At 72.4% G+C, this 16,849-nt stretch carries 15 protein-coding genes, 2 tRNA genes and 1 pseudogene; 14 read left to right on the top strand and 4 right to left on the bottom strand.

Annotated elements, in window-relative coordinates:
* Nucleotides 1-197: 197 nt before the first annotated feature.
* Nucleotides 198-611, bottom strand: a complete 414-nt coding sequence (locus ACFVHV_RS13345; RefSeq protein ID WP_030056266.1) for an SsgA family sporulation/cell division regulator — start codon at nt 609-611, stop codon at nt 198-200.
* A 194-nt stretch (nt 612-805) separates the two neighbouring features.
* On the opposite strand from ACFVHV_RS13345, the gene ACFVHV_RS13340 reads away from it, so the two are divergent.
* The 3 genes from ACFVHV_RS13340 to ACFVHV_RS13330 all read left to right on the top strand — a co-directional run bounded on the left by ACFVHV_RS13340 (nt 806) and on the right by ACFVHV_RS13330 (nt 1,695).
* Nucleotides 806-1,264 carry a TIGR02611 family protein gene (locus ACFVHV_RS13340; RefSeq protein ID WP_380351207.1) on the top strand — a complete coding sequence of 153 codons (459 nt, stop codon included), beginning with the start codon at nt 806-808 and terminating at the stop codon, nt 1,262-1,264.
* A gap of 78 nt (nt 1,265-1,342) precedes the next feature.
* Nucleotides 1,343-1,414 (top strand) — tRNA-Val (locus tag ACFVHV_RS13335).
* Nucleotides 1,415-1,623: 209 nt separating this feature from the next.
* Nucleotides 1,624-1,695: transfer RNA gene (locus tag ACFVHV_RS13330), tRNA-Val, on the top strand.
* A gap of 79 nt (nt 1,696-1,774) precedes the next feature.
* On the opposite strand, the gene ACFVHV_RS13325 is transcribed toward ACFVHV_RS13330, so the two are convergent.
* Nucleotides 1,775-2,542, bottom strand: coding sequence for an exonuclease domain-containing protein (locus ACFVHV_RS13325; protein WP_359914483.1), 768 nt, complete (start codon nt 2,540-2,542; stop codon nt 1,775-1,777).
* Nucleotides 2,543-2,708: 166 nt separating this feature from the next.
* Here ACFVHV_RS13325 and ACFVHV_RS13320 point away from each other — a divergent pair, with 166 nt between their 5' ends.
* From ACFVHV_RS13320 to ACFVHV_RS13305, 4 genes and pseudogenes are all read left to right on the top strand, one after another.
* Entirely contained in the window at nt 2,709-3,266 is a 558-nt protein-coding gene (locus ACFVHV_RS13320; protein ID WP_359914486.1) for a DUF4365 domain-containing protein, read from the top strand.
* A 32-nt stretch (nt 3,267-3,298) separates the two neighbouring features.
* A complete protein-coding gene (locus ACFVHV_RS13315) occupies nt 3,299-4,462 on the top strand; it encodes a hypothetical protein (RefSeq protein WP_380351205.1) in 1,164 nt (387 codons plus the stop codon).
* A gap of 88 nt (nt 4,463-4,550) precedes the next feature.
* Complete coding sequence (gene thrS / locus ACFVHV_RS13310; protein ID WP_359914491.1) at nt 4,551-6,530, top strand: threonine--tRNA ligase; 1,980 nt, start codon at nt 4,551-4,553, stop codon at nt 6,528-6,530.
* 86 nt (nt 6,531-6,616) lie between these two features.
* Nucleotides 6,617-7,165 (top strand): annotated as a pseudogene (locus ACFVHV_RS13305) (HIT family protein); the annotation flags it as partial.
* 81 nt (nt 7,166-7,246) lie between these two features.
* Here ACFVHV_RS13305 and ACFVHV_RS13300 read toward each other — a convergent pair.
* Nucleotides 7,247-8,893 carry a hypothetical protein gene (locus ACFVHV_RS13300; RefSeq protein ID WP_359914496.1) on the bottom strand — a complete coding sequence of 549 codons (1,647 nt, stop codon included), beginning with the start codon at nt 8,891-8,893 and terminating at the stop codon, nt 7,247-7,249.
* Nucleotides 8,894-9,088: 195 nt separating this feature from the next.
* Between ACFVHV_RS13300 and ACFVHV_RS13295 the strand changes: the two genes are divergently transcribed.
* A complete protein-coding gene (locus ACFVHV_RS13295) occupies nt 9,089-9,514 on the top strand; it encodes a DUF393 domain-containing protein (protein ID WP_359914499.1) in 426 nt (141 codons plus the stop codon).
* A 22-nt stretch (nt 9,515-9,536) separates the two neighbouring features.
* Here the strand turns inward: ACFVHV_RS13295 and ACFVHV_RS13290 are convergent, their stop codons facing one another.
* Nucleotides 9,537-11,585 (bottom strand): elongation factor G-like protein EF-G2, encoded by a 2,049-nt coding sequence (locus ACFVHV_RS13290; protein ID WP_359914502.1) that lies wholly within the window; start codon nt 11,583-11,585, stop codon nt 9,537-9,539.
* Nucleotides 11,586-11,840: 255 nt separating this feature from the next.
* Between ACFVHV_RS13290 and pgsA the strand changes: the two genes are divergently transcribed.
* From pgsA to pdxS, 6 genes are all read left to right on the top strand, one after another.
* Complete coding sequence (pgsA, locus tag ACFVHV_RS13285; protein WP_224278759.1) at nt 11,841-12,488, top strand: phosphatidylinositol phosphate synthase; 648 nt, start codon at nt 11,841-11,843, stop codon at nt 12,486-12,488.
* Nucleotides 12,489-12,504: 16 nt separating this feature from the next.
* On the top strand, nt 12,505-13,467 hold the full coding sequence (locus ACFVHV_RS13280; RefSeq protein ID WP_359914505.1) for a phosphatidylinositol mannoside acyltransferase: 963 nt from the start codon (nt 12,505-12,507) through the stop codon (nt 13,465-13,467).
* 52 nt (nt 13,468-13,519) lie between these two features.
* The gene (locus ACFVHV_RS13275) at nt 13,520-14,701 is read left to right on the top strand and encodes a glycosyltransferase family 4 protein (protein WP_359914508.1); all 1,182 of its coding nucleotides are present in this window, start codon (nt 13,520-13,522) and stop codon (nt 14,699-14,701) included.
* A gap of 108 nt (nt 14,702-14,809) precedes the next feature.
* Nucleotides 14,810-15,178: an isomerase gene (locus tag ACFVHV_RS13270; RefSeq protein WP_359914511.1), complete on the top strand. Its 369-nt coding sequence runs from the start codon at nt 14,810-14,812 to the stop codon at nt 15,176-15,178.
* Nucleotides 15,179-15,207: 29 nt separating this feature from the next.
* On the top strand, nt 15,208-15,753 hold the full coding sequence (locus ACFVHV_RS13265) for a hypothetical protein (protein ID WP_359914514.1): 546 nt from the start codon (nt 15,208-15,210) through the stop codon (nt 15,751-15,753).
* Between the two features lie 129 nt (nt 15,754-15,882).
* Nucleotides 15,883-16,794: a pyridoxal 5'-phosphate synthase lyase subunit PdxS gene (pdxS, locus tag ACFVHV_RS13260; RefSeq protein ID WP_359914516.1), complete on the top strand. Its 912-nt coding sequence runs from the start codon at nt 15,883-15,885 to the stop codon at nt 16,792-16,794.
* Nucleotides 16,795-16,849 lie beyond the last annotated feature (55 nt).

Below are 16,849 nucleotides of genomic sequence, written 5' to 3'. Positions count from 1 at the left end.
CCCGTGAGGGTGGCCGGCCTCGGTGCCGGGCGCCTGCGGTGCTGTGGACCCGCTCCGGTGGGAGCGGAGCCGCTCACCGGCCCCGAGACCGCGACGTGCGCGGCTGAGTCCGCTGCCGTGCCCCCGAGTAGGACGGCTGCGATGAGGCAGGGGGTAGGGCCCCGCCGACGGCGGGGCGTGACCGCCTCCGGATGGGGTCAGCTTTCGGCGAGGATGTGGGACAGCTCCCGGTCGAGGTCGAAGTGACGGTGTTCGGTGCCGGGGGGCACCGCGGCGTCCGTCCGCTTGAGGAACGACTCAAGCGCTCGGGCCGGGGCCTCCAGCAGGGCTTCTCCTTCCGGAGAGCTCAGTGCGATGCAGACCACCCCTTGCCCGTGGCTGCGCGACGGCCACACCCGGACGTCGCCGGTACCAGTGGGTCGGTGCAGCCCCTCCGCGAGGAGATCTCGGGCGAACACCCACTCCACGGTCTCGTCGGCGCCTGTGTGGAACGTGGCGTGCACGGCATAGGGGTCGGCGGTGTCGTAGCGCAGGCCCGCGGGGACGGGCAGTGATGACTCGCTGGACACGATGAGGCGCAGGTGCAGCTCGCAGCTGACCGTGGTGTTCATAAGCGCCATGGCCTTTCGCTCAGTGTGCGCTCGGGGAATCGCACGTCGGCGAACGGACCATCCCACCCCCAAGACCGATGTAAACCCCTCTGTCCCGATTCGGGCGCGAGTCGTACCCCTTACGGCGCATTGCGGAATCGCCCCGCAGCGGCCGGGCCGGGCATTACCCGGCGCTTCTTGGTTAGTTTCCTGGCATGACTGTGCGAAACGACAAGACGGCCGGGAACACGGGAACGGGTGAAGCGGCTGTGGCGGTTGACGCGGCCGTCGAAGGCGGACGGGCGGTCGGATCGCGGGCCCCGGCCTTCGTCCGCCGCTCGCCCGCGCTGCACCGGGTCTGGCAGGTGGCGATCTTCCTGGCGGGCCTCGCCGTGGTGGTGCTCGGGCTGATCATGCTGCCGCTGCCCGGCCCCGGCTGGCTGGTGATCTTCCTGGGCATGGGGATCTGGGCGACCGAGTTCGTCTGGGCCCAGCTGGCCCTGCGCTGGACCCGCCGCAAGGTCGCCGAGGCCGCCCAGCGGGCCATGGACCCGCGGGTGCGCCGCCGCAACCTGACGCTCACCGCGATCGGGCTGGCCGCCCTCGTCGGGGTGGGCGGCTGGTACTTCGCCCGCTACGGCCTGGCCGCCCCCTGGCAGCTGGACGGGAGCTGACCCGCCCGGACGCGGGGCCGCGGGCGGGGAGCGTGTTCGGAGCACCCTCCGGGATGCGGTAATGTTTTCTCTGCACCCGGGCGATTAGCTCAGCGGGAGAGCACTTCGTTCACACCGAAGGGGTCACTGGTTCGATCCCAGTATCGCCCACCGGAATGCATTGTGATACGTGAGGCCCAGCCGATTATCGGCTGGGCCTCACGTGTATTTCCGGAATCCGCCTGAAGGGCCGCCGGTAATCGGCTGAGGGACAGTCACCTTCCCTGCGGGGCGCGAGTTCTGCGGAGGCGTCGGCGGTACCCGGAACGGGCGAGTTGTACGACCGGCCCCGAATGGTGCTAGAGTTCTTCTCGTTGCCCGGGCGATTAGCTCAGCGGGAGAGCACTTCGTTCACACCGAAGGGGTCACTGGTTCGATCCCAGTATCGCCCACCGGACAGCACGCAGGCCCTGACCAGGAAACCGGTCAGGGCCTGCGGCGCGTTTCGGGCCCGGAACGCCGGGCCGCGCCTTACGCCGCCGCCTCGCAACGGTGCTCCGGCTCCAGCCGGCGCCCGCATCCGCACCGGGCCGGCCGCAGCGGCCAGGACAGGTCCACCCGCTCCGGCGTCCCCGAGCGGTCGAACCAGTTCTGCAGCCCGCGTGCCTGCGCCGCGTGCCAGACCGCCTGCCGCAGGTGCAGCTCCGCCGCCGACAGCCCGCCGAGCGCCGCCGGGTAGCGGGAGCCGATCCGCCGGGTCAGCGCCAGTGCCGCCGCCGCGTCCGCCGCCGCGTCGTGCGCCCCGGCCAGGACGACGCCGTAGTGGGCGCACAGGTCGGTCAGCGTCCGGCGGCCCTTGCGGTAGCGGTCCACGTGCTTGTCCAGCACCCGGGGATCCAGCACCACCAGCCCGGACGCCGCCAGCCCCGCGGCCAGCGTCAGCCCGTGATGGCGGCGCAGCTCCCGGTCCAGCAGCGTCAGGTCGTAGGGCGCGTTCATCACCACCACCGGACGCCCGGCCCGCGCCTCGGCCGCCAGCGCCCGGGTGACCTCCGCCACCACCGTGCGGGCCGGGCGGCCGTGGGCGCGCACCTGCTCGTCGGTGATGCCGTGCACCGCGCGGGCGCCGTCCGGGATCGGGACCCCCGGATCGGCGAGCCAGGTCGTGGTCCGGGCCGGCTCGCCCGGCGCGAGCTGGACGACCAGGGCGGCGGAGACGATCCGGTCGTTCTCCACGTCCACACCGGTCGTCTCGGTGTCGAAGGAGGCGAGCGGGCCGGTGTACCAGTGCTGCTGCATGACTGCCCCTCAGACGAGCGTTGCGCCCGGTTGATACCCGGTTCTGACGCCCCTTCAACCCGTTTGGCCCAAGCCCGGCCGGGGATCCTGCCCATGACTGTCCCGTTCGAATCGACCGGCCCGTCCGGAGCGGGACGGGCCCGGAACCGGGGGAGGGCACGGGGCGATGGCACTGACCCAGCCGCAGCCCGAGGAGGCGGCGGCGGCCGTACTGCGCGGGAACCTCGCGGTCACCGCCTGCATGGAGACCCTGCAGGTCGGCTACCTGCACGCGGTCGCCGCCGCGGCCGGCTGCTCGCTCTCCCAGCCGTTCCCGGACAACGGCATCGACTGGCACGTCAGCCACGGCTCCCGGGCGCACGAGGTGGACGACGAGGTCACCGTCAAGATCCAGCTCAAGGCCACCCAGCAGGTCGCGCCCGACCCGGCCGGGCCGTTCTTCAGCTTCACCCTGGACAACGACCACCTGCGCAAGCTCGCCCGGCCCCGGGTCGCCGTGCCGCGGATCCTGGTCGTGCTGCTGCTGCCGCGCCGGGTCGACCAGTGGCTGCGGGCCCGCCCGGACGCCCTGGAACTGCGGCACTGCTGCTACTGGGTCAACCTGGCCGGCCACCCGGTCACCGGGCAGCGGCGCACCAACGTCCGGGTGCCCACCGCCAAGGTCTTCGACGACCGCGCGCTCTGCGACATCATGGCCCGGGTCGGCGCGGGCGGCAGCCCGTGACGGCCCGGGCCCGGCAGGGAGGAACCGGACCCATGACACCGCCGCACGCACCGGGCGAACCGGCCCGGCCCCTGCCCGACCCGGCCACCGTCGACCCGACGGTCCTGGCCACCCTGCTCGCCCGGCACGGCTGGGTCCGCCGCGGCGGACCGGCCGCCCGATACGGACGCTGGACCCCGCCCGACGACGAGCCCGGCACCAGCCTGCTCGTCCCGGCCGGGGACGGCTTCGACGACGCCGTCGAACTCCTCGCCGACGCCGTCACCGCGCTCTCCCGCTCCCGCACCCCCTCCGCCCGCTCGATCCTGCTCGCCCTCACCGTCCCCGGCGACGAACTGCGCTGGCACCGCGAACCGTCCGGCCCCGCCGGGGCCACCCCCTGGGACGAGGCCGAGCGGCTCCGGCGGGCCGCCCGCGGGATGCTCGCCGCCGGCGCCAAGGCGGCCCGCACCAGGGCCGGCTACTTCGGCGCCCGGCTGGACGCCCTCGCCGGGGACTTCCTGGACCGCGTCCTGCTGGTCGAACAGGGCGCCGTGCTCACCGCCCACACCCCCGCCCCCGAGGGCCGCGCCGCCGTCACCACCCTGGTCCGCGCCCTGGAGGCACTGCGCGACGCCGTCGACTACCGCCGGGTCAGCGGCGGGCCCGAGGCCTTCGAGAACGCCGTCCGGGCCGGGGTCAGCCGGGAGCTCGTCCGGTCCGTCGAGGAGCTGGTGCGCGACGCGACGGCCGCCCGGCTCAGCGTCGCCTGGTCGCCCGCCGCCGGGACCCCGGGCGGCTTCGGGGACCGCCGGATCGACCTCGACTTCTCGCCCGGCGACCTACCAGCCCTGGCGGAGGCCGCCGAGCTGCTGGAACGGATCGAGCCCGCAGTCGACGTCACCGTGGTCGGCGTGGTCACCCGGCTCAAGCGCGCGGACCCGGCCGGTCCCGGCTCGGTACGACTGCGGGTGCTCACCGGCGCCGAGGTCCGCGAGCTCAAGCTCCGCCTGCCCGACCCCGACTACCGGCTCGCCGCCGAGGCCCACCTCGCGGGCCTGCCGGTCCGGGTCTCCGGCCGGCTGGAGCGGCACGGCGGCTTCCGCCGGCTGACCCGCCCGCACGGACTGGAACTCCGCGGCTGGGAGGAAGGGGACCGCGAGCGGCTGCTGAAGGCGCTCGGGGAGAAGGCGGAGCGGGAGGGGGAAGGGGCGTAGGTGGACGGCGGGGGCGGCGCTCTCGGTACCATCGTCACGCGCAGCGCAGTGTTGCGTCCTCTGAAATCCAGCACGTCAGGAGAGACCGGTGACGGACGTCCGGGTAATCATCAGCCGCGAACCCGATCGGGAAGAGCGCGTGGTGACGACGGGCACCACGGCCGCCGAGCTCTTCGCCGACGACCGCTCGATCATCGCCGCCCGCGTCGGCGGCCAGCTCAAGGACCTCGCCTACGCCGTCCAGGACGGTGACGAGGTCGAGCCGGTCGAGATCGGCAGCAAGGACGGCCTCGACATCCTGCGCCACTCCACCGCGCACGTCATGGCCCAGGCCGTGCAGCAGCTCTACCCCGAGGCCAAGCTGGGCATCGGCCCGCCGGTCAAGGACGGTTTCTACTACGACTTCGACGTCGAGAAGCCCTTCCACCCCGATGACCTCAAGGCCATCGAGAAGAAGATGCAGGAGATCATCAAGCGCGGGCAGAAGTTCTCCCGCCGCGTGGTCACCGACGAGTCCGCCCGCGAGGAGCTGGCCGCCGAGCCGTACAAGCTCGAACTGATCGGCCTCAAGGGTTCCGCCGCCACCGCCGGCGAGGGCGCCGACGTCGAGGTCGGCGCCGGCGAGCTCACCATCTACGACAACCTGGACGCCAAGACCGGCGAGCAGTGCTGGGGCGACCTCTGCCGCGGCCCGCACCTGCCCAGCACCCGGAACATCCCGGCGTTCAAGCTGATGCGCAACGCGGCCGCCTACTGGCGCGGCAGCGAGAAGAACCCCATGCTGCAGCGCATCTACGGCACCGCCTGGCCGACCAAGGACGAGCTCAAGGCCCACCTCGACTTCCTCGTCGAGGCCGAGAAGCGCGACCACCGCAAGCTCGGCAACGAGCTCGACCTCTTCTCCATCCCGGAGGAGATCGGCTCCGGCCTCGCCGTCTTCCACCCCAAGGGCGGCATCATCCGCCGGGCGATGGAGGACTACTCGCGCAAGCGGCACGAGGAGGAGGGCTACGAGTTCGTCTACACCCCGCACGCCACCAAGGGGAAGCTCTTCGAGAAGAGCGGCCACCTCGACTGGTACGCGGACGGCATGTACCCGCCCATGCAGCTCGACGAGGGCGTGGACTACTACCTCAAGCCGATGAACTGCCCGATGCACAACCTGATCTTCGACGCGCGCGGCCGCTCGTACCGTGAACTGCCTCTGCGCCTCTTCGAGTTCGGGACGGTGTACCGCTACGAGAAGTCCGGCGTCGTGCACGGCCTCACCCGTGCCCGCGGCTTCACGCAGGACGACGCGCACATCTACTGCACCCGCGAGCAGATGGCGGAGGAGCTCGACTCCACGCTGACCTTCGTGCTCAACCTGCTCCGCGACTACGGTCTGACCGACTTCTACCTGGAGCTGTCGACCAAGGACCCGGTCAAGTACGTCGGCAGCGACGAGACCTGGGAGGAGGCCACCCGCGTCCTGGCGAGCGTGGCCGAGAAGCAGGGCCTGCCGCTGGTCCCGGACCCGGGCGGCGCGGCCTTCTACGGCCCGAAGATCTCGGTGCAGGCGAAGGACGCCATCGGCCGCACCTGGCAGATGAGCACCATCCAGCTGGACTTCAACCTGCCCGAGCGCTTCGACCTGGAGTACACCGCCGCGGACGGCTCGCGCCAGAGGCCGGTCATGATCCACCGGGCGCTGTTCGGTTCGATCGAGCGCTTCTTCGCGGTGCTGCTGGAGCACTACGCCGGCGCCATGCCGCCGTGGCTGGCCCCGGTCACCGTCACCGGCATCCCGATCACCGACGAGCACGTGCCGTACCTGCTGGAGGTCGCGGCCGAGCTGAAGAAGCACGGGATCCGGGTCGAGGTCGACACCTCGGACGACCGCATGCAGAAGAAGATCAGGAACGCACAGAAGACCAAGGTGCCGTTCATGCTGATCGCCGGCAACGACGACGTCGAGGCGGGCGCGGTGTCGTTCCGCTACCGCAACGGCGAGCAGAAGAACGGCGTTCCGCTGGCCGACGCGGTTCAGGAGATCGTGGACGCGGTGAAGAGTCGCATCCAGGTGTGAGTTCGGCCCCGCCCGAGCGGGGACGGCGCGGGGCAGGCTCTCGATGAGTCTGCCCCGCGCGGCTTTGCAAGCACCGTCGGGCGAATATGCTGATCAGCATGACGACTGAGCCGGAACTTCAGCGGGGCGTCGGTGAGCCGGACGGCTTCCGCCGCTTGTGGACGCCTCATCGGATGGCGTACATCCAGGGTGAGAACAAGCCCACCGGCCCGGCTCCGGACGACGGTTGTCCGTTCTGCTCGATCCCGTCCCTGAGCGACGAGGACGGGCTGATCATCGCCCGGGGGAGTGCCGTGTTCGCGGTGCTGAACCTGTACCCGTACAACGGCGGGCACCTGATGGTGGTCCCGTACCGGCACGTCGCCGACTACACCGACCTGGACGGGGCCGAGACGGCCGAGCTGGCGGACTTCACCAAGAAGGCGATGACGGCGCTGCGGGCGGCCTCCGGGGCGCACGGGTTCAACATCGGGATGAACCAGGGCGCGGCGGCCGGGGCCGGGATCGCGGCGCACCTGCACCAGCACGTGGTGCCGCGCTGGGGCGGGGACACCAACTTCATGCCGGTGGTCGGCCACACCAAGGTGCTGCCGCAGCTGCTGGCGGACACCCGGAAGATGCTCCCCGTGGCCTGGCGGCTGGCCTCAACCGAGAAAAACCGCGGGCGGCCCCCACCCATCACCGGGGGGGGGCCCTCCCGCGTGCGCTGCGCCGGATCAGCCGGCGTTGAAGGTGTCGACGTCGTAGGGGCGGGGGCTCTGCGCCTCGGACTTGATGATCGAGGTGCGGTTCTTGAAGAAGCGGTCGGCGTCCAGGTCGTGCTCCTCCAGGAACTCCAGCGTGGCGGCGTGGACCGCCGCGAGCACCGGGACGGCGGCGTTCTGGGCGTTGTCGACCATGGAGCGGTTCTCCCAGGCGCGGCCGGCCCAGATGTGCCGCAGCCCGAAGGGCTCGGGCAGGCCGAGTCCGCCGCCGAGCCAGCCGAGCAGGCCGGGCATCCGGTAGAAGGGGGCGCGGACGGCCTGGCGGACGACCTCGTCGTTGTCGATCAGGGGGAGCTTGACGGTGCGCTCCTCCCAGAACCGCACGGTCTTGGCGACCGACTTCTCCTTGTCCTTGGGCTTGTCGAAGAAGACGCCCTTGACCGGGCCGAGCGCGTAGCCGGACACGGTGATGTTCAGGACGTTGGCGAGCAGGGTGACGGTGACGGTGAAGGTGAGGACCAGCTTGCCGTCGTGGGTGATGAACTGGGTGGCGAGGTAGTGCCGGGGGCCGCCGGAGAAGGTCTGCTTGTCGGCGACGCTCTGCACAGCGAAGTCGCGCATCCGGTCGCCGTCCATGTCGGCGTTGCCGGGGCGGCTGATCTCGTCGGCGCCCTCGCCGATGTCGAAGACCACCCACTGCTTGATGGCGACGTTGGGCATGCCGCTGTTGGCGACGTGGCTGACGCCGAGGCCCTTGAGGTGGGAGGAGATCCGGCGGATCAGGTCCCACGGGTGGAAGGCGCGGAAGTCGGCGTGGCCCTCCGCGGGGTGGAGGGTGTCGGCGAGGCGCCATTCGCCCCAGCGGCGGCCGGCACCGAGGATGCCCTTGGGGCCGGCGTAGTGGTGGATGTTGGTCTCCTGCTCGGCGTCCAGGCGGCCGAGCTTGTCGCGCAGGTCGGCGGCCTTCTTGTCGAGGTCGTCCCGGGGGACGGCCTTGGCGACGGAGGCGGCCACCACGCTGCCCTCCACCAGTGCCTGCCAGCGGGAGCGCAGGTCCTTGGCGGAGCGCTCGACGATCCGGCGGGCGAGGTACCAGCCGACGACCGGGGCGAGCATGGTCACGCGCAGGTAGACGCCGATGAAGCCGCCGGCCGGCGGGCGCAGCGCGAGCAGGACGGCGAGGGCGGCGGCCGCGGCGAGCACGATGCCGCCGTAGACGGCCGCGTTCTTCGGGTTGTCCCGCTTGAGCCAGGCGCGGAGCTGGAAGGCGCCGAGCCAGATCAGGGTGCCGGGGAGGAAGAGCACACCGGTGGCGATGGAGACGGTGCTGAGTTGCCGGTCGCGGGTGTTGCGCAGTTCCTCGGCGGCCAGGCAGTGTTCGACGACCTGGCGGGTGTCGACTCCGAAGGCCGGGACGATGGGCTTGCGGCCGCCGCCCAGGGCACGGGAGATCAGCGCCTTGCTGAAGGCCTCGCCGAGGTTGGGGCGGAAGAGCGCGAAGCGGCCCTTCTTCTCGGTGGCGTCGGTGACGGCGCCGACGAAGCCCTTGATCTCGCCGTCGCGGTACGCGGTCGAGGAGAGTCCCTGGGTGATGGCGGTCTGCGGGCCGGCGTCGGTCCGGGGTATCTGCGCACCCGGGGTCATGTCGAGTGTGGTCACGGTGGCGTCCCCTCCTCCCCTTGTCAGCGGCAGGTTACCGTGCCGTGGCACCCCCGCGCGGATGATCGTCTGAAGTACCGTCACCGGAGGCCTGAGGGGCATGATGCCCAGCTTCGGGCGGGTCGATACCCGTCGCGAGGAGGATGGGGGAGGTGGGGCAGGATGGACGGTGGGAGCGAGGAAAGGGGAGCGGCCGTGAAGGATCCGGTGCTGGTCTACGACGGGGACTGTTCGTTCTGTTCGTCCTGTGTGCGCTGGTCGGAGCGGTACCTGCGGCAGACGCTGGCCTCGGGGGGCTGGGAGGCGGTGCCGTTCCAGTTCGCGGACCTGGCGGGCCTGGACGGGTGCGCGGGCGGCCGGGGTGAGGTGTCGGCGGAGCGGGCGGAGCGCGAGGTGCTCTGGGTGACGCCGAGCGGCCGGGTGTACGGGGGCGCGCAGGCGGTTGCGCGGCTTCTGATGCGCTCCGGCGGGGTGTGGGCGTACCTGGGCGCTGTGTTGACGGCGGCGCCGGTGCGGCCGCTCGCGGGGCTGGCCTACCGCTGGGTGGCGCGCAACCGGCACCGGATGCCGGGCGGGACGGCGGCGTGCGAACTGCCGGCCCGGAAGCCCGTCCGGCCGTGAGGCCGTCCGGCCGTGGGGCCGCTCAGTCGGTGTAGCGCTGGGCGAGGGCGGGGGGCATGGGTTCGTGGCGCAGGTAGGCGCGGGAGAACTCGGCGGTGCCGTGGGTGAGCGAGCGCAGGTCGATCGGGTAGCGGACGAGTTCGAGCTCGGGGACCTCGGCGCGCAGCAGGGTGAGGCCGGTGCCGCCGGTCTCGCTGCCGAGGACGCGGCCGCGGCGGGCGGAGAGGTCGCCGAGGACGGCGCCGAGGTAGTCGTCGGGGAGCAGGACGCTGACGGCGGCGACGGGTTCGAGCAGGCGGATGACGGCGTGCTCGGCGGCGTCGCGCAGGGCGAGGGCGGCGGCGTTCTGGAAGGACGCGTCGGAGGAGTCGACGGAGTGCGCCTTGCCGTCGGTGAGGGTGACCCGGACGTCGACGAGCGGGTACCCGGTGGTGACGCCCTTGGCGAGCTGGGCGCGGACGCCCTTCTCGACGGAGGGGATGAAGTGCTTGGGGACGGAGCCGCCGACGACGTGCTCCTGGAACTCGAAGCCGGAGCCGGCGGGGAGCGGTTCGACCTCCAGGTCGCAGATGGCGTACTGGCCGTGGCCGCCGGACTGCTTGACCAGGCGGCCGTGGCCGGCGGCGGCGGTGCCGAAGGTCTCGCGCAGGGCGACCTTGGGTTCGACGGTGTCGACGTGGACGCCGTGGCGGGTGCGGAGGCGGTCGAGGACGACGTCGGCGTGGGCCTCGCCGGTGCACCAGAGGACGAGCTGGTGGGTGTCGGGGTTCTGTTCCAGGCGTAGCGCCGGGTCCTCGGCGGTGAGGCGGGCGAGGGCCTGGGAGAGCTTGTCGTCGTCGGCCTTGCTGTGGGCCTCGACGGCGATCGGGAGGAGCGGTTCGGGGAGGGTCCAGCCTTCGAGGGCGACGGGGTGGCCGGGGTCGTGGACGGTGTCGCCGGCGCGCGCGGTGGTGAGTTTCGCGGCGCAGACGAGGTCGCCGGCGACGGCGTGCGGGACGGGGCGCTGGGCCTTGCCGAAGGGGCTGGTGAGGGCGGTGACGCGTTCGTCGCCGTTCTGGTCGGCGGTGTGGGCGGGGCCGACGAGGCGGATCCTGGTGTCGGGGCGCAGGGTGCCGGCGTACAGGCGCAGCAGGCTGATCCGTCCGACGTAGGCGTCGCCGGTGACGCGGACGACCTGGGCGGCGAGCGGGGCGTCGGGGTCGCACTCGGGGGCGGGGCGGGTGCGTTCGGTGGGGTCGGGGAAGGTGTGCGCGACGAGGTCGAGGAGTTCGGCGGCGCCGAGGCCGTTCTCGCTGGTGGGGACGGCGGGGTGGAGGGCGCAGGAGAGGACCTCGCGGCGCAGGCCGGCTTCGAGGGAGTCGGTGTCGAGGGTGTCGCCGGAGAGGTAGCGCTCCATGAGGGTGTCGTCCTGGCCGGAGATGGCTTCGACGAGGCTGTCGTGGGCGGGGGCGGTGTCTGGCAGGGGGTCGGCGTCGCCGTAGGTGTCGCCGGTGAGGAGGTCGACGCTGCCGTCGGGGTGTCCGTCGTGGTGGACGGGCAGGAAGAGCGGGCGCAGGGTGTCCGGGCCGAGTCCGAAGGCGTCGTGGCAGGCGGTGAGGATGTCGTCGAAGCCGGTGTGGGCGAGGTCGAGTTTGGCGACGGCGATGGCGCGGGGGATGCCCTCGGCGGCGCATTCGCGCCACAGGGCGCGGGTGGGGGCGGTGACCGGGTCGGTGGCGGAGACGACGAAGACGGCGGCGTCGGCGGCGTGCAGGGCGGCGCGCAGGTCGGCGGCGAAGTCGGGGTGGCCGGGCGGGTCGATCAGGTTGATCTTGACGCCCTTCCATTCGAGCGGGAGGAGCGAGAGCTGGACGGAGCGCTGCTGCTGGTGCTCGATGTCCTCGTGGTCGGAGACGGTGGTGCCGTCGGTGACGCGGCCGGCCCGGCCGGTGGCGCCGGCGGCGAGGGCGAGGGATTCGGCGAGGGTGGTCTTGCCCACACCGCTGGGGCCGATGAGGACGACGTTGCGCAGGTCCTTCGGGCCGGTGACGGCGGGTGCCTGGCCGGCTCGTGCCGTGCTGCGGTCGGGCATCGGGGTCTCCTCCCGTGGCGCCGAGGCTTGTCCATCGCAGTCTAGGGTCGGGTGTCGAAGTGGCGCGTGTCGTACGGCCGATCGGTGATCGTGCGTGTGCACGGCGTGGCGGGGGCGGCGTCCGGCGGTGCGTGCGCCGGAGCGTGTCCTCGGCCTGGCTACGATGGGTGGGCCGGACGGGCTGATCCGCCCGGCCGTCTGCCGCGCGTTCTGCGCCAGGCGGGTATCTGGGAGATCGGAGCGGCTGGGAAGGCCATGCTCAACAAATACGCGCGTGCCTTCTTCACACGTGTCCTGACCCCGTTCGCCGCGTTCCTGATCCGGCTGGGCGTGAGCCCGGACGCCGTGACGCTGATCGGTACCGCCGGCTCGGTGGCCGGTGCGCTGGTGTTCTTCCCGCGCGGGGAGTTCTTCTGGGGCACCATCACGATCACGCTGTTCATCTTCTCGGACCTGGTGGACGGGAACATGGCCCGCCAGCTGGGCCGGAGCACGAAGTGGGGGGCGTTCCTCGACTCCACCCTGGACCGGGTCGCCGATGCGGCGATCTTCGGCGGCCTGGCGATGTGGTACGCGGGCAAGGGTGACAACAACCTGCTCTGTGCGGTGGCGATCTTCTGCCTGGCGAGCGGTCTGGTGGTGTCGTACACGAAGGCGCGGGCGGAGAGCCAGGGCCTGCCGTGCGACGTGTCGGGGCTGGTGGAGCGGGCCGAGCGGCTGGTGGCCAGCCTGGTGGCGGCCGGGGTCGCGGGTCTGCACAAATTCGGTGTGCCGTACGTGGAGTGGCTGCTGCCGGTGGCGCTGTGGCTGGTGGCGGCGGGCAGCCTGGTGACGGTGTTCCAGCGGATGCTGACCGTGCGCCGGGAGGCGTTCGAGGCCGACCGAGCGGCGGCCGGGAGCTGATGGGGGGCGTCCTGCGGTGACGGACCGACTGGTGTACTGGGCGTACGCGCTGGGGTGGGGGCTGCTGAAGCACCTGCCGGAGCGGGTGGCCCGCGGGCTGTTCGACCGGCTGGCGGACTACGCGTGGCGCAAGCGCGGCAAGCGGGTGCTCCAGCTGGAGGCGAATCTGCGCCGGGTCCGTCCGGGCCTGGACGAGGCCGCGGTGCGGGAGCTGTCCCGGGCCGGGATGCGCTCGTACCTGCGGTACTGGATGGAGTCGTTCCGGCTGCCGGTGTGGAGCCGGGAGCGGGTGGCCCGGGACGTCCAGGTGGAGGGCTTCGAGCACCTGCGGGAGTCGTTGGAGGCGGGGCGGGGCGCGGTGATAGCGCTGCCGCACATGGGCAACTGGGACCTCGCGGGGGCCTGGGTGGCGCAGCAGGGCTACCCGTTCACCACGGTCGCGGAGCGGTTGAAGCCGGAGCGGCTGTTCGACCGCTTCGTGGCGTTCCGGGAGGGCCTGGGCATGGAGGTCCTGGCGCTGACCGGCGGTTCGGTGAACGTGATCGGCACGCTGGCGCGGCGGTTGCGCGAGGGCCGGCTGGTCTGCCTGGTGGGGGACCGGGACCTGTCGGAGGCGGGCATCGGGGTGTCGTTCTTCGGTGAGCCGACCCGGATGCCGGCCGGTCCGGCGGCGCTGTGCCAGCGCACCGGGGCGGCGCTGCTGCCGGTGACCCTCTGGTACGACGGCCCGGTGCTGCGGGCGCGGATCCATCCCGAGGTGCCGGTGCCCGAGGAGGGCGACCGCAAGGAGCGCACCCGGGCGATGACCCAGGCGATGGCGCAGGTGTGGGAGCGGAGCATCCGCGAGCACCCGCAGGACTGGCACATGCTGCAGAAGTTCTGGCTGGCCGACCTGCCGGTCCGTGAGACGGTGAAGGCGGCGCCCGCGGAGCGCGCGGAGGCGGTCCCGGAGCCCGCGGCCGAGGCCTCCGGGTCCTGAGCCGTTCCGTCCTGCCCGCCCGCACCACTGTCCGAAGGAGCTTGAGGAACCCGTGAAGATCGGCATCGTCTGCCCGTACGACTGGGACGTCCCCGGTGGGGTGCAGTTCCACATCCGGGACCTGGCCGAGCACCTGATCGGTCTGGGGCACGAGGTGTCGGTGCTGGCGCCGGCCGAGGACGACGAGGCGCTGCCGCCGTACGTGGTCCCGGCCGGGCGGTCGGTGGCGGTGCCGTACAACGGGTCGGTGGCGCGGCTGAGTTTCGGGATCCTGTCGGCGGCCCGGGTGCGACGCTGGCTGCACGACGGGCGCTTCGACATCCTGCACGTGCACGAGCCGGCCGCGCCGAGCCTGTCGATGCTGGCCGCCTGGTCGGCGACCGGGCCGATGGTGGGGACCTTCCACACCTCCAATCCGCGTTCGCGGGTGATGATCGCGGCCTCGCCGATCCTCCAGCCGGGGCTGGAGAAGATGCGGGCCCGGATCGCGGTGTCGGAGTACGCCCGGCGCACCCTGGTGGAGCACCTGGGCGGGGACGCGGTGGTGATCCCGAACGGCGTGGACGTGGGGTTCTTCGCGGCGGCCGAGCCGGACGAGCGGTGGACCGGCGGCGCGGCGAAGGGGGAGCCGGGCACGATCGGCTTCATCGGCCGGATCAACGAGCCGCGCAAGGGCCTGCCGACGCTGCTGGCGGCGCTGCCGCGGATCCTGGCGGAGCGGCCGGGGGTGCGGCTGCTGGTGGCGGGCAAGGGCGACGAGGAGGAGGCCGTCGCGGGCCTGGCGCCCGAGGTGCGCCGGCAGGTGGAGTTCCTCGGCATGGTGAGCGACCGGGACAAGGCCCGGCTGCTGCGCAGCGTGGACCTGTACGTGGCGCCGAACACCGGGGGCGAGAGCTTCGGGATCATCCTGGTCGAGGCGATGTCGGCGGGCGCGCCGGTGCTGGCGAGCGATCTGGACGCGTTCAAGCAGGTGCTGGACGGCGGGGACGCGGGCGAGCTGTTCCCGGTGGAGGACGCGGACGCGCTGGCCCGTACGGCGCTGCGGCTGCTGGGTGATCCGGCGCGGCTGGAGGAGCTGCGGGAGGCGGCCTCGCGGCATGTGCGGCGGTTCGACTGGTCGACGGTGGGCGCGGACATCCTGGCGGTGTACGAGACGGTGACGGCCGGCGAGGCGGCGGTGGTCGAGGAGGACGTGCGGGGCGGGCGGCGCCGGTTCGGGCTGGCCCGGGACTGATCCGCCGCGGCGGTCCGGGCCGGTCCGGGACCGGTCCCGCGCGGCGGGCCGGGGCGCCGGTGGCGTTAGGGTCGGGCGTCCGTACCACTGCGATCCACGGGGGCAACGATGCCGCAGATCTCCGTCGACTACTCGGCCGGCCTGGCCGGAACCTTCGACCGCCGGGGCCTCGGCCTGGCGATCAACCGGCTGGCGGAGGCGACGATCGACGCGAAGCCGGAGTCCTGCAAGACGGTGTTCCGGCAGAGCGAGGTGCTGGTGGTCGGCACCAGCGGGGCGGCGGCCGACGCCCAGGTGTTCGTGGAGTTCCAGATCTTCCCGGGCCGTTCGCCGGAGGCGAAGGCGGCGCTGAGCGAGGGCGTGCTGGCGCTGCTGGCGCAGTACGTCCGGCCGCGGCCGGGTACCCGGCTGTTCACGGCGGTGAACATCGCGGACATCGACCGGGAGAGCTACCGGAACGCGACCGCCCAGGGCTGAACCGGTGACACCCGGTAACGTAGCGGCCCGTGACTACCTGGATCTGGGCCGGCGTGGCCGTGGTGCTGTTCGGCATGTACCTGAGTTGGACGGCCGGTCGTCTGGACCGGCTGCACGCCCGGATCGACGCCGCGCGCGCGGCGCTGGACGCGCAGCTGGTCCGCCGGGCCTCGGTGGCGTTGGAGCTGGCGACGTCCTCGCTGCTGGATCCGGCGGCCTCGCTGCTGCTGCTGGACGCGGCGCACGCGGCCCGGCAGGCCGACGACGAGCAGCGCGAGGTGGCGGAGAGCCAGCTGAGCCTGGCGCTGCGGGCGGTGTTCGAGGAGCCGGAGCAGATGGCGGCGCTGGCGGCCGAGCCGGGTGGCGAGGACGCGGTTCGTGATCTGACGGCCGCGGTGCGGCGGGTGCCGATGGCCCGGCGGTTCCACAACGACGCGGTGCGGGCGGCCCGGGCGGTGCGCGAGCACCGGCTGGTGCGGTACTTCCGGCTGGCGGGGAAGGCGCCCTTCCCGCTGGCGTTCGAAATGGACGATGCCCCGCCGCCCGCTCTCACGCCCGAAGGGGCACCTGCTTAAGGTGTCCCCCGGATACGGCCCGTTTGTCGTGTCCCGTCGTCCTGGCTGGACTTGGTGGCGCATGGTTGGGTCACCCGTTCTGCCTACCATAGGGCGATAGCACTGATTCATCTTCGAGTGAGGTCTCACGTGTCCACCACCCCCACCACCGCAGACCAGCCGCAGATCGGCACCGCCCGGGTCAAGCGCGGCATGGCCGAGCAGCTCAAGGGCGGTGTGATCATGGACGTGGTCAACGCCGAGCAGGCCAAGATCGCCGAGGACGCCGGCGCGGTCGCCGTCATGGCCCTGGAGCGGGTCCCCGCGGACATCCGCAAGGACGGCGGCGTGGCCCGCATGTCCGACCCGAACATGATCGAGGAGATCATCGCCGCGGTCTCCATCCCGGTGATGGCCAAGTCCCGCATCGGCCACTTCGTCGAGGCCCAGGTGCTCCAGTCGCTGGGCGTCGACTACATCGACGAGTCCGAGGTGCTGACCCCGGCCGACGAGGTCAACCACTCGGACAAGTTCGCCTTCACCACCCCCTTCGTCTGCGGTGCCACCAACCTGGGCGAGGCCCTGCGCCGCATCGCCGAGGGCGCGGCCATGATCCGCTCGAAGGGCGAGGCCGGCACCGGCAACGTCGTCGAGGCCGTCCGCCACCTGCGCCAGATCAAGAACGAGATCGGCCAGCTGCGCGCCCTGGACAACAACGAGCTGTACGCCGCCGCCAAGGAGCTGCGCGCCCCGTACGAGCTGGTCAAGGAGGTCGCCGAGCTCGGCAAGCTGCCGGTCGTGCTGTTCTCCGCCGGTGGCGTCGCCACCCCGGCCGACGCCGCGCTGATGCGCCAGCTGGGCGCCGAGGGCGTCTTCGTCGGCTCCGGCATCTTCAAGTCGGGCGACCCGGCCAAGCGTGCCGCCGCCATCGTGAAGGCCACCACCTTCTTCGACGACCCGAAGGTCATCGCGGACGCGTCCCGCAACCTGGGCGAGGCCATGGTCGGCATCAACTGCGACACCCTGCCGGAGACCGAGCGCTACGCCAAGCGCGGCTGGTAGTCGCCCGGTAGTCCTGGGCCGGCCCGCCGCAGCGCCTCGGCGCGCGGCGGGCCGC

Source organism: Kitasatospora sp. NPDC127116 (assembly GCF_042677365.1).
Taxonomy (GTDB): Bacteria; Actinomycetota; Actinomycetes; order Streptomycetales; family Streptomycetaceae; genus Kitasatospora; species Kitasatospora lactacystinica.
The sequence above is the reverse complement of the archived record's forward strand: the minus strand, read 5'-3'. Positions and strand labels throughout refer to the sequence as shown.

Excerpts from the sequence above, each read along its gene's own strand:
- ACFVHV_RS13325 (WP_359914483.1), bottom strand. The coding sequence starts at position 2,542 with ATGCAGCAGCACTGGTACACCGGCCCGCTCGCCTCCTTCGACACCGAG.
- ACFVHV_RS13290 (WP_359914502.1), bottom strand. The coding sequence starts at position 11,585 with ATGCCCGACCGCAGCACGGCACGAGCCGGCCAGGCACCCGCCGTCACC.
- ACFVHV_RS13345 (WP_030056266.1), bottom strand. The coding sequence starts at position 611 with ATGAACACCACGGTCAGCTGCGAGCTGCACCTGCGCCTCATCGTGTCC.
- ACFVHV_RS13315 (WP_380351205.1), top strand. The coding sequence starts at position 3,299 with ATGACACCGCCGCACGCACCGGGCGAACCGGCCCGGCCCCTGCCCGAC.
- pgsA (WP_224278759.1), top strand. The coding sequence starts at position 11,841 with ATGCTCAACAAATACGCGCGTGCCTTCTTCACACGTGTCCTGACCCCG.
- ACFVHV_RS13320 (WP_359914486.1), top strand. The coding sequence starts at position 2,709 with ATGGCACTGACCCAGCCGCAGCCCGAGGAGGCGGCGGCGGCCGTACTG.
- ACFVHV_RS13270 (WP_359914511.1), top strand. The coding sequence starts at position 14,810 with ATGCCGCAGATCTCCGTCGACTACTCGGCCGGCCTGGCCGGAACCTTC.
- ACFVHV_RS13340 (WP_380351207.1), top strand. The coding sequence starts at position 806 with ATGACTGTGCGAAACGACAAGACGGCCGGGAACACGGGAACGGGTGAA.